The sequence below is a fragment of the Mesorhizobium sp. M1142 genome, assembly GCF_040318565.1.
Taxonomy (GTDB): Bacteria; Pseudomonadota; Alphaproteobacteria; order Rhizobiales; family Rhizobiaceae; genus Mesorhizobium.
This window is the reverse complement of the sequence record NZ_JAMYMK010000009.1, coordinates 210,459-222,118: the sequence shown is the minus strand read 5'-3', so window position 1 is coordinate 222,118 and position 11,660 is coordinate 210,459. Positions and strand designations below refer to the sequence as shown.

8 protein-coding genes are annotated in these 11,660 nt (G+C 62.3%); 2 read left to right on the top strand and 6 right to left on the bottom strand.

The features are described 5' to 3' along the window. Positions 1–144 precede the first annotated feature (144 nt). Positions 145–1,161, bottom strand: a complete 1,017-nt coding sequence (gene bmt / locus NKH42_RS17285; protein WP_352751356.1) for a betaine--homocysteine S-methyltransferase — start codon at positions 1,159–1,161, stop codon at positions 145–147. An 88-nt stretch (positions 1,162–1,249) separates the two neighbouring features. Beyond that, complete coding sequence (locus NKH42_RS17280; RefSeq protein ID WP_352751354.1) at positions 1,250–2,092, bottom strand: helix-turn-helix domain-containing protein; 843 nt, start codon at positions 2,090–2,092, stop codon at positions 1,250–1,252. 229 nt (positions 2,093–2,321) lie between these two features. Between NKH42_RS17280 and NKH42_RS17275 the strand changes: the two genes are divergently transcribed. Together NKH42_RS17275 and NKH42_RS17270 are read left to right on the top strand one after the other, a co-directional pair. Continuing rightward, positions 2,322–3,332: a fatty acid desaturase gene (locus NKH42_RS17275; RefSeq protein WP_352737204.1), complete on the top strand. Its 1,011-nt coding sequence runs from the start codon at positions 2,322–2,324 to the stop codon at positions 3,330–3,332. Between the two features lie 83 nt (positions 3,333–3,415). Continuing rightward, positions 3,416–4,216 carry a phosphate/phosphite/phosphonate ABC transporter substrate-binding protein gene (locus NKH42_RS17270; protein ID WP_352751353.1) on the top strand — a complete coding sequence of 267 codons (801 nt, stop codon included), beginning with the start codon at positions 3,416–3,418 and terminating at the stop codon, positions 4,214–4,216. A gap of 131 nt (positions 4,217–4,347) precedes the next feature. On the opposite strand, the gene NKH42_RS17265 is transcribed toward NKH42_RS17270, so the two are convergent. From NKH42_RS17265 to NKH42_RS17250, 4 genes are all read right to left on the bottom strand, one after another. After that, the gene (locus NKH42_RS17265; RefSeq protein ID WP_352751386.1) at positions 4,348–5,661 is read right to left on the bottom strand and encodes a M24 family metallopeptidase; all 1,314 of its coding nucleotides are present in this window, start codon (positions 5,659–5,661) and stop codon (positions 4,348–4,350) included. A gap of 25 nt (positions 5,662–5,686) precedes the next feature. Beyond that, positions 5,687–7,264 carry an ArnT family glycosyltransferase gene (locus tag NKH42_RS17260; protein WP_352751351.1) on the bottom strand — a complete coding sequence of 526 codons (1,578 nt, stop codon included), beginning with the start codon at positions 7,262–7,264 and terminating at the stop codon, positions 5,687–5,689. 88 nt (positions 7,265–7,352) lie between these two features. Continuing rightward, a complete protein-coding gene (locus tag NKH42_RS17255; protein ID WP_352751349.1) occupies positions 7,353–9,938 on the bottom strand; it encodes a GcvT family protein in 2,586 nt (861 codons plus the stop codon). A 116-nt stretch (positions 9,939–10,054) separates the two neighbouring features. After that, positions 10,055–11,632 (bottom strand): trimethylamine methyltransferase family protein, encoded by a 1,578-nt coding sequence (locus NKH42_RS17250; protein ID WP_254818184.1) that lies wholly within the window; start codon positions 11,630–11,632, stop codon positions 10,055–10,057. Positions 11,633–11,660: the final 28 nt, after the last annotated feature.

Below are 11,660 nucleotides of genomic sequence, written 5' to 3'. Positions count from 1 at the left end.
ATGACGGCCGGTTTCTTTCAGATGGGATCGTTCTGATAGGGGGAGCCGGCCTACGGGCGGGTGAGGCAGGCCGGCGAGGGAAACCTTGCCGGCCTTTTTTCGCGGCCGCACTGCTTCGCGCGGACGATGTCGCAGACGAAAGCGTCAGGCGCGTCCGCGGCGCCGTTCGCGGCGGGCTTCGCTGGTCTCGGCGACGTTGACCGTCGCCTGCTTGTTACGCATCGGACCGATGCGTTCGACGATCTGCTCGATGGTCGGGCGATCCGACCTGGTGTGCGCATCGAGCGCCTTGCGCATGGCGGCAAGGTGCTGGAACGAGGTACCGCAGCAGCCGCCGACGATCTTGGCGCCGGCATCGACGGCTAGGCGCACATAATCGGCCATCAGCTCGGGCGTGCCCGAATAGTAGATCTCGGCACCGCGAAATTCGGGGATGCCGCAATTGCCCTTGACGATCACCGTTGCTTCCGGCTTCGCCTCGGTCATGTCGAGCAGCGAGGCGAGAATATCGGAGGCGCCGACACCGCAATTGGCGCCGACACCGAGCGGTGTCTGCGACAGGCCATCGACAACGCCGTGAATGTCCTTTGGCAGCAACCCCATCATGGTACGCCCGGCGGTGTCGAAGGAACCGGTATAGGTATACGGCAGGCCGACGCGGATGGCGGCTTCGGCGGCGGCGCGGATCTCGTCGGGCGCCGACATGGTCTCGATCCAGGCGACTTCGGCGCCGCCGGCCTTCAGGCCTTCGATCTGTTCGGCAAAGGCCTCGACCGCCTCATCATAGGTCATGGCGCCGAGCGGTACCAGCAACTCGCCGGTCGGGCCGACTGAGCCGGCCACGATCACCTTGCGGCCGGCCTTTTTTGCAACGGCACTTGCGATCTCGGCGGCGCGCTTGTTCAGTGCATAGACCCGGTCCTGCGCATGATGCAGCTTGAGCCGATGGCGGGTGCCGCCAAAAGAGTTGGTCAGGATGATGTCGGCGCCGGCATCGACAAAGTTTTGGTGCAGGCTGGTGATGGTGTCGGGAGCGGTCTCGTTCAAGAGCTCGGGAGCCTCGCCGGCCTCAAGGCCCATGGCGAACAGATTGGTGCCGGTGGCGCCATCCGCGAGCAGGACGCCCTTTTCGGCAAGCAGCGCGTCGATCGGATTGGTCATTGTGGAATACGCCTTCCCGGAGAATAATTGAGATAACGATATAAAGAATTCTTTATGTGACGTCAATGTCGGCGCGGGAAACAACCGGTCAAAATCGCATCTCCGCCAGCTTTCGTGTGAAGCTGGCCGCCTCATGCGCGTTGACGTCCGCGGCACGGATCAGATTGTCGAAATGGCTGGTCAGGATGCGGATCGGCTGCGTGGCGTTCAGCACCAGATACATGTCGCCGACGTAAATGGCAGCGCGATAAGGTCCGAAGATCGTGTAGGGGATCGAATAGCGCATCCGCCCGTCATAGAGAAACAGGCGGAAGGTGGGATAGAGGTCGTCGAGCAGTGTCGCCATGTGCAGGAGTTGCTGGTGGCGGTCGGCTTCCGGAAAGCGGTCCCACACGCCCAGCCCGCGCGCGAAGATCTCCAGCGTGTGGCGCGGCATACAGACTTCCATGTCGGTTTCGGGCCGTCGGTTGTAGTCGATGCGGTACTGCGTTTCGCCGGCCTGTGCCTCGCGGCTCTTGTTGGCGATGACGGCTTCGTAGTCGACAAGCGCCTCGGTGCGCAGAAGATCGGGAATGCCGGCCGGCACGTAGCGGATTTTCGTTCCCGCCGCCTCGGCATGCCAGCGAGCCAGCAGCGTGCGGTCGAAGCCGTCCGACGCCTCCTCGATCTCAAGGCTCTCGCGGATTTCACCGGTGACGCCCTCGTCGTGGCTGAGGCCGAGCAGCCAGTCGAGCGAGACTTTGAATTCGGCGGCGATGTTAAGCAGCGTTTCAGCACGGGGAAGGCGGGTCGAGCCGCCGGAGAGCAGCTGCGACAGTGCCGAACGGTCGATGCCAACCGCACCGGCGAACGCTGACTGGTTCAAATCGGACCTTGTCAAGAGCATTTTCAGGCGCTCGCGAAAGATCGTCGACAGGTCGCGTTTGTCCAAATCGCCGTCCCACTCGATAGGAGGAAAAATTTGCGCTGAAACCCGCGAGCGCGGAGCTTCCGGCGTAAATGAATCCGGTTCGTTGTTTACAATGCATAACATATGCAGCTGAAAATGCGCAATCGCAACAGTTTGTGCGCTTTATCGCGTTGCCCCGATGCAACACTCCTGACACAATGCTGTCAGGAATCAAACGGGTTCCGGCGACTGGAAGGCAGTGGTCGATAGCATGACGAGCATGGGCAATAGGCGACACGGCGCGGCAGCCATCGAATGGCCGACCGTATTTCTCGCACTTCTCTGCTACGGCGGCTGGCTCGCTGCCGGCTTTCTGCTCTGGCCATCCTACCCGCTGCTGGCTCTCGCCTTTCTGACCCTGATTGCGACGCTGCAATCCTCGCTGATGCACGAGGTCCTGCACGGCCACCCAACCCGGAACGCGCGGCTCAACGAAGCGTTTGTGTTCCTGCCGATTGGCCTTGTCTGGCCGTTTCGCCGGTTCAAGACCATTCACCTGCGCCACCATGCAGACGAGCGCCTGACCGATCCGCTCGACGATCCCGAAAGCTATTACAAGGCGCTCTGGCAGCACGAGGGCCTGCCGTCGGCGATGAAATTCCTGCTGAAGATCAACAACACAATGCTCGGCCGTTTCGTGCTGGGCCCTTGGCTGTCCTGCATAGGCTTCTTCATCGACGACGCCAGGCAGGTTGCCGCGGGCGACAAGGTCGTCCGCAAGGCTTGGCTGCTGCACGCTATCGGCCTCGCCATCGTGCTGCCCATCGTGCAGTTCGGCTTCGGCATGCCATTGTGGCTTTACGTTCTGGTGCCGGTATGGCTGGGACAATCGCTGATTTCGATCCGCACCTACGCCGAGCACCAATGGTCGGAACATCCGGAAGGCCGCACGATCATCGTCGAGCGCTCGCCGCTGTCCTTCCTGTTCCTCAACAACAATCTACATTTCGTCCATCATAAGAGCCCGACGGTGGCCTGGTACAGGCTGCCGAAACTGTTTCGCGACCGCCGCGACGAGTGGCTGCGGATGAACAATGGCTACGCCTATCCGAACTATTTCGCGTTGCTCAAGGCCTATGCCTTCAAGGCGAAGGAGCCGGTCGTCCATCCCGTGCTGCGGCGCATGCCGGAACCGGGACGCGCATTCAAGCCGCGTGTCAGGGCACGCAGCCTCAATGGGCTTGGCAGCGCACCGGTACCCGCCGAGCCGCCGAAAGAGTGAATTTTGCGTTGTTGCAGGCGGTTCCGCGCGGACGACGCTTTCCTGAACTTGTCAACTTCCCGCATAACGGTCAAATCCCCGACATGAGCGAATTCATTGCGGCTTTGCCGATGTATGACTGGCCGGAAGCGCGGGACGAGGTCGACGCGCAATGGGCGCGGTTGCGCGACACTTTCAGACAAAGAGGCATCGATGCGCCGGAGACGATCATCCGCCGCAATGGCGATTTGCCTCCAGTGCCTGGCGGTATCCGAGACGATCAGGGAAAACCCGTCGCGCCAGATCCGGCGACATTGCCGCCGGACGAGCTGGATTTTCACCGGCTCTGGCTGCACCCGGCGCTCCTCCTTGCGCAAGCCTGTTGGGGACCGATGGAACTCGGCCTGTCGCAACGTGTCCAGCTCGTCGGTCAGCCGCGTTACGATGCCTTCGAGGGTGGACAGGGCGAACTCTATTCGAGCGCCATCATCATGAGAGCGGGCGAGGCACCGCAGGCAAGGTCGCCGGCCGACGGCGGTGCCGTCATTCCGCTCGATCTGCTGCGCGGCCAGCGTTTCACCTTTAACAGCTTGGATTCCATGTCGGGCATCATCGCGCCAACTCGCGACCTGCAAGCATTGGGCGAGAGTCTGGACATCTTTTCCGCGTTGAGCGAAAGCTGTGGGCACCGTGCTTCGATCGTTGCTGTTGCCGAGGGCAGGGCCGACGTCGCGGCGATCGACTGCGAGAGCTGGGCGCTGGCGCAGCGTTTCGAGCCTGCGGCCCAGAAGGTGACGGTGGTCGGCTGGACAAGGCGTCGCAAAGGCTTGCCGTTCATCACGGCAAGGACAACGCCGGAAACGATCGTCACCACGATGCGCGAGGCGATCGCAGCGCTCACATAACCGCGTCGCGTTCGGTCGGCCTCATGCGAGCACTTTAGATTCCTGTTTATGCATGTCGTTATCGCAGAACCGCTGCACACCCTCGGGTCAAGCCCGGGGGCATGCTTTTACGCGACATGCATTAGCGTCGCTCAGCCGCCAAGCAGCCGATTGTCGAGCGGGTAGGTCGAAAGCTTCTCATTGCCGGTTTCGGTGATCAGGATCTGTTCCTCGATCTTGACGCCTTCGTAGCCGCCAAGCCGGCCGATATAGCTCTCGACGCACAGCACCATGCCAGGTTCGAGCACTCCGTCGGGTGTGTCGTCGGTCCAGTCGCTAGCATGCGGCAAGGTCGGGTATTCGTCGGCAAGACCGACGCCGTGATAGAGCACCCCATAACGGGCCGGGAAGCAGTCCCCGGGCGGCACTGACGAGCGCTCGACGAGGTCGCGGAACGATACGCCCGGCCGCATCAGCTCCGTGTTGTGGGCGATCTGGTCGGCGGCGATTCGGAACAGGTCGCGCTGCTCCTGCGAGGGCGGCGCGTCAGCGCAAAGCCAAGTGCGCGAAAGGTCGGCGCAGAAGCCGTAAGGACCGATCAGGTCGGTGTCGAAAGCGACGAGCTCGCGGGCCTCGATCGTCCGCGACGAACACTCCTGAAACCATGGATTGGTGCGCGGACCTGACGACAGGAGCCGGGTTTCGATCCATTCGCCGCCGCGCGCGATGTTGCCACGATGGAGTTCGGCCCACAATTCATTCTCCGAGATGCCAGGCCTCAGCGCCTGCTCCATCTCACTCATCGCTGCCTCGCAAGCGACGATCGCCCGGCGCATGGCAAGGATCTCGTCGGGCGATTTGATCAGCCGCGCATTTTCCATCACCGCCTCGCCATTGCCGGTCGAAATGCCGAGACGGGCGAGCTCTTCGATGCCCTCGGGATTGATGTGGTCGATCGCGATACGGCGATTGCCGCCGCCGTGTTCCAATACCAGCTCGGCAATGCCGGCTGCCCAGCGGCGGACTTTTTGACCGGTCAGCTCGCCGCTGTACAGATAAGCCCACGACACTGCCGGCCGCACCTCGTCGACGACCCCGGAATGATCGGAAAGGTGCTCGCAGGAGAAATAGTCGAACAGCACCACCGGGCCATCGGTGGCGACGAAACAATGCCTGGTCCGATTGTGTGCGACCCAGAGCTGCATGTTGGTCGCATCCGTCGCATAGCGGATGTTGACCGGATCGTAGAGCAAGGCTCCCGCATAGTCGCGGCGCTTCAGCTCGGCGCGGATGCGCTCGAGCCGGTATCGGCGCATGGCGGGCAGGTCAGGAGCAGCAATTCCCGCCGCCTGCCATTCGGTTTCCGCCAGCGCTCCATAGCCCAGCGCATGCTGGTTGAGTTCAGCGGCCTTCAGCCGCGATTTTTTGCGCAGCACATCGTTCGAGCCGTCCGGCTCGAACGGCATGATCTTGCGGTGATGACGGGGCCGGTCAGTCGGGTTCCTGTCCACCGTCGGCTCCTCCGCTAACGCCTTCTTTTGGCGCCGTGGCTCCTCCCACCGGCATTCTCTTCAATCTTACATAGGCGCCGGGCCGGGTGGCTTTGTCGGTGCCACGCAACAGCGGAACCATCATTTGCCGCGGCTGGCCGTCCGGCTCATAGCCGGCCGCTTTGAGCTGCTCCAAAATGACCGGACGTGGATCGTCGCGGTCAAGCCAGACGAGTACGGCCGGCTCCTGCATCAGCATTTCGAAATTAGGCACTTCCTGGTCAAGTGCGACCAGTTTTTCGTCGACCAGCCGCAGGTTTCCGACCCATGCACCATCAGATATTGCGGTTTTGACCGGTCCGTCCGCAGTCAGTTGGCGATAGAGGGCGGGGTAATCCACGCGGATCATCCGCGACAGACCACTGGTCCCGTTTATCTGGACGTACCAGGTGGCGGGCGCTAGGAGCACGGCGATGATCGCTCCAGCCGCGATTACCAGGAGCTGCGCATTCCTGCCGTGCGGTGCCAGCCGTTCCATAGTGGCGACGATGGCCAGCGGCAACATGAACAGGACCGGTAGCAGCCAACGGTCTTTGACCACCGTCACGCCGGTAGCCAGTACCAGTATTGCAAGCATGGCCAGGCCGAGCGCCAAGGTACGCCGCAACAGAATTTCCCGAGGCGGACCTTTCGGGTGCCACTCGGAGAAACGAAACCCGGCCAGCCCGAAAGCCAGCGCGGAAACGAGCACCGGCAAGACCGCGAAATTGAAGGTTCCCATGATAAACTTGCCGGCACCGACAAAAGCCGCCGCCATGCGCCCTCGTTGCGAGTCTATTCCGAACTTCTCGCCTCTCGACAATAAATCGGCGGGATGCATGAGGCTCCAATAGGTGGTTGGCGCCAGCACCAGTATCGCGACCGCTATGCTGATGGCGAACTTCGGATCGAGGATTACGCTGCGCCATTCGCGCAGCGACAGCACTGCAGCAACAAGGGCCACCACGAGGAAGACATCATTATATTTGGCAAGAATTGCGGCCGCCGTGGCCAAGCCAAACGCCGCATAGGCGACCATGCTTCGCCGCTCGAGAAGATAGGCCATGGCAAGCAGGAGCAGCGAGCAGAAGGCGACGACGGCGACGGAATGCGACAAGGCGCGCTGCGATTCCCAGACGATCTGCGGGATCGTAAACAGGCCGAACATGGCCGCCGCCGCTGTCGCTTTGGTGTAGCCAAACCGCCGCATGGCGGCGAACACGCTGCAGGCGGCGAGGAACAGCACGGAGTATTTGACGAGCTTCAGCGTGAAGATACTGGTGCCGAAAACATGCGCGGCCAGCCAGTTGATCCAGGTGTAGAGGGGTGGTTGCGAGCCGCCATATCCAGCCCAGAGATACGGTATATAGATCAGCTGCTCCGCATCATCGATGCCGACGCCGGTTCCCGCCCAAGAGCTCAACAGGGACAGTATGATGGTCTGCAAGGCGAAGTAAGCCGCGACCATGACGATCGCCGCCGGGAACGGGCCGATCCGTCCCTCGGCCAGCCACTCGGCCCATCTCAGATTGTACTTCAATGAAATCTCATCGCCCTTGCCAGCAGAGTGTTGCCGGCTGCGCTAGCATGAAGAGCATGCTCCGCACAATGCGACCGGCTGGCTGCGCCTACGTCCTCATCTTTTCGCCGCTCGGATCGAACGGCGGTTCGACATTGATGCGTGCGGGACGCCGGTGGCCAAGGATTTCGATCTCGAACAGGCCGGCGCTCTCGTTCTCGGCAAGCGCTGCCGGTACATAGCCTTGCGCCATCGACTTCTCGACATAATGCGCATAGCCGCCGGAGGTGACCCAGCCGACCACGCGCCAGTCGCCGTCGACAATGCCGCGCACGGCAGACGCGCCTTCGGCGGCGCTCGAGCCGCGCACTTCCTTGCCGCCCGCGTCGAAGCGCGGTGCACCGTAGCCATGCGGCTTTTCCACCGTGCCGTAATCCTTGCCGCCGACTTTGGCCCAGATCGGCTCGTCGCCCATGACGTCGGCATCCGCGGCATCGACGATGAAGGAAACGCGGCGCAGCTTCGGCCCTGCCGCCTGTTCCCTGGCTGCCGCCTCCCGGCCGATGAAATCGTTCTTCTCCAGCTTGATGAAGCGGTCCATCGAGCCTTCGAATGGTCCGTAGATTGGACGTAGCTCGCGGAACCAGGTCGGGAAGTTCTTCTCAAGGCGCATCGAGAGCAAAGCCCGCATGCCGAAATCGATAAGGCCAAACTCTTCGCCAGCCTCCTTGATCGCCTTGTAGACCAGGCGCTGGTAGGCGGGCGCCATCCAGATCTCATAGCCGAGGTCGCCGGTGTAGGTGATGCGGTTGACCATGCAGGGCGCGCCGCCGACCGCCATCTCGCGGAAATCCATGAAGCGGAAGGCCTTGGTCGAGATGTCGACATCGACCAGTTTCTGCAGCAGGTCACGCGATTTCGGCCCGGCGATGGAGAGGCCGACCAGCGTCTGGTCGAAGCGGTGGATGCGCACCTCTGACGCCCTTGGGCCGTCCTTGGGCAGATGCTTCTCGAACCAGCGCATGTGGTATTTCTGCGCTGCCGAAGAACCCCAGATCATGAAGCGTTCTTCGCCCGCCTTGGCGATGGTGAAGTCGCCGATCAGCCGGCCGAACTCGTTCAGCATCGGCGTCAGCACGATGCGGCCGGTCTTTGGCATGCGATTGGTCATCAGCCGGTTGAGGAAATCCTCGGCCCCTGGTCCGGAGACTTCGTATTTGGCGAAGTTGGCGATCTCGGTGACGCCGACCCTCTCGCGGGTGGCTCGCACTTCCTCGCCGATCGGGCCAAAATCATTGGAACGGTGGAAGGACACGATGTCCTTCGGCTCAGAGCCTTTCGGCGCGAACCAGAGCGGGGTTTCGAGCCCCCAGCTATCGCCCATGACGGCGTTGTTGGCGAGCATCGTGTCGTAAAGCGGGGTCGTCTGCGCTGGTCTTGCCGCCGGCAATTCCTCGTTGGGAAAGCGGATGGAGAAACGGCGCGAATAGTTTTCGCGCACCTTTGCGTTGGTGTAGCGCAGCGTTGCCCATTCGCCGAAGCGGGCCACGTCCATGCCCCAGACGTCGAAGCCCGGATCGCCATGGACCATCCAGTTGGACAGTGCGAGACCGACGCCGCCACCCTGGCTGAAGCCGGCCATGACGGCGCAGGCGCACCAGAAATTGGTCAGGCCCTGCACCGGGCCGACCAGCGGGTTGCCGTCCAGCGCGAAGGTGAAGGGACCATTGATGATCTGCTTGATGCCGGCCTTCTCGATGCCGGGGAAATGCTTGAAGCCGATCTCGAGCGACGGCGCGATGCGGTCGATGTCGGGCTGCAGCAGCTCGTGGCCGAAATCCCACGGCGTGTTGACCGGCGACCACGGCTTGCAAGCCTTTTCATAGGTGCCGAGCAGGATACCGTTGCGCTCCTGGCGGGTATAGATCTCGCCCTTGAAATCGAGCACGCCGATCATCTCGCGGCCGGTCGACTTGTTGAATTCCTCGACCTCCGGCATCGGCTCGGTCAGGAGATACATGTGCTCCATGGCCAGCACCGGCAGTTCGACGCCGACCATGCGACCGATCTCGCGCGCCCACAGGCCGCCGCAGTTGACGACATGCTCGGCTTTGACCGTGCCTTGCTCGGTGACGACGTTCCAGGTGCCGTCGACCTCCTGCGTCAGTTCGACGACGCGGTTGCGGAGCACAATCTCGGCGCCCAGCTTCCTGGCGGCCTTGGCATAGGCGTGGGTGGTGCCGGAAGGATCGAGATGGCCCTCGACCGGATCCCACATGGCGCCGACGAAATTCGTCTCGTCCATCAGCGGGAACATCGCCTTGGCTTCGGACGGCGTGATCAGTTCGGTATCCATGCCGAGATAGCGGCCCTTGGCGTGGGCGAGCCGCAAGAAGTCCATGCGCTCGGGCGTGTCGGCCATCATCACGCCGCCGGTCAGGTGCAGCGAGCAAGATTGGCCGGAAATCTCCTCGATCTCCTTGTAAAGCTGCACCGTATAGGCCTGCAGCTTGGCGACGTTGGGATCGCCATTCAGCGTATGGAAGCCGCCCGCCGCATGCCAGGACGAGCCGGAGGTGAGCTCCGAACGCTCGATCAGCAGGATGTCGGTCCAGCCAGCCTTGGCCAGATGATAGAGCACCGAGCAGCCAACGACCCCGCCGCCGATGACAACCGCTTTTGCATGAGATTTCATGAAGATAGTTCCGTTTTTGGAGAGATTGAATCGAGTGAGCGGGGGCGAAAACAAAGCGGATGTTTTCGGCCAGCCTGCCATCAAGACGGAGTAGGGGTCGACTACTCATCAGATGATCAGAAATCGGTCGGCGCGCCGCCTTCGGCCCGGCGCTTGTCGACGAAAGCGTTGAGCTCCTCGCGGATTGCCGGGTCCATATAAGGCTCTTCATAGGACGCCAGCCGTTCCTTCCACACGCGATTGGCCTTTTCGAGTGCGGTCGGCGATCCGGCCTCAACCCAACTCTCGAAATTGCGCCAGTCGGAAATGATTGGCGCGTAAAACGCGGTCTTGTAGCGGTCCTGCGTGTGCTGGGTGCCGAAGAAATGGCCGCCGGGGCCGACCGACTGGATGGCGTCGAAACCGAGCGCTTCCTCGGAAAGATCGAGCGGCGTCAGGAACTCGGCGACCATCTGCAACAGGTCTATATCGAGGATGGTCTTTTCGTAGGAACAGCGCAGGCCGCCTTCGAGCCAGCCGGCTGCATGCATCATCAGATTGCCGCCACCCTGAATGGCGCCCCACAGCGAGAACACGCTTTCATAGGCGGCTTGCGCGTCGACCGTGTTAGCGGCGCAGGTGTTGGAGGTGCGGTAGGGGATGTTGTAGCGGCGGGCGAGCTGCCCGCCGACCAGCTGCGCCTTCATATATTCCGGCGTGCCGAAGGCCGGCGCGCCGGACTTCATATCGACATTCGAGGTGAAGCCGCCGTAGCCGACAGGCGCGCCCTTGCGCACCATCTGCGCAAAGGCGATGCCGGACAGCGCCTCGGCATTCTGTTGCACCAGCGCGCCGGCAATCGTCACCGGCGCCATGGCGCCCGACAGGGTGAAGGGCGTCACGATGACCACCTGGCCCTTGCTCGACATCTGGATGATACCTTCCATCATCGGCACGTCGAGCTTGAGCGGCGAATTGGTGTTGATGATGGTGAATACCGACGGCTCTGCGAGCAACTGCTCATGGCTGATGCCGCGCGCGATCCTGGTGATCTCGATGCCGTCGACGTTGCGCTCCTTACCGAGCGAATAGATGTGGAACATCTTGTCGGTCAGCGTGGCGAGGTCTCGGATGCATTCGAGGTGGCGCACGGACGGATGGATGTCGATCGGCTCGACCGGGTAGCCGCCCGTGCAGTTCAATATGTTGTGCATCTGCGCAAGCTTGAGGAAGTTGCGGTAGTCCTGCTGGTTGCCTGGCCGGCGGCCGCGGTCGACGTCTGAGCAATTGGGTGCCGACGCCATCATCGAGATGATCAGATTATCGCCACCAAAGCGCACATTGTGCGCCGGGTTGCGGGCGTGGATGGTGAATTCCGGCGGGCAATGGGCAACCAGTTCCAGGATCATGTCGCTGTCGAAGCGCACCCGCTCACTGCCCTCGCGGACATCGGCACCATGCGCCTTCATGATGCGCCGGGCTTCGTCATGCAGCACATCGACGCCGATTTCCCGCAGCACGCGCAGAGAGGCGAGGTGAATTGATTCCAGCTCGTCGTCGGAAACCAGCCGGGTCGGCGTCAGCGGGTTCTTCAACTGCCGAAACGGCGGCTGCTCAAACGCCGTCGATCCGCCCGCACGCTTCCCCGCGCGGCCGCCGCGACGGGCGCGGTCGTTTGCCAGTGCCGGTTCGGCGGGCTGAAGGGCGGCGGTCATGATAGTCCTCGTACGCTGCGGCAATGCG

Excerpts from the sequence above, each read along its gene's own strand:
- bmt (WP_352751356.1), bottom strand. The coding sequence starts at position 1,161 with ATGACCAATCCGATCGACGCGCTGCTTGCCGAAAAGGGCGTCCTGCTC.
- NKH42_RS17275 (WP_352737204.1), top strand. The coding sequence starts at position 2,322 with ATGACGAGCATGGGCAATAGGCGACACGGCGCGGCAGCCATCGAATGG.
- NKH42_RS17270 (WP_352751353.1), top strand. The coding sequence starts at position 3,416 with ATGAGCGAATTCATTGCGGCTTTGCCGATGTATGACTGGCCGGAAGCG.
- NKH42_RS17265 (WP_352751386.1), bottom strand. The coding sequence starts at position 5,661 with ATGCCGTTCGAGCCGGACGGCTCGAACGATGTGCTGCGCAAAAAATCG.
- NKH42_RS17255 (WP_352751349.1), bottom strand. The coding sequence starts at position 9,938 with ATGAAATCTCATGCAAAAGCGGTTGTCATCGGCGGCGGGGTCGTTGGC.
- NKH42_RS17250 (WP_254818184.1), bottom strand. The coding sequence starts at position 11,632 with ATGACCGCCGCCCTTCAGCCCGCCGAACCGGCACTGGCAAACGACCGC.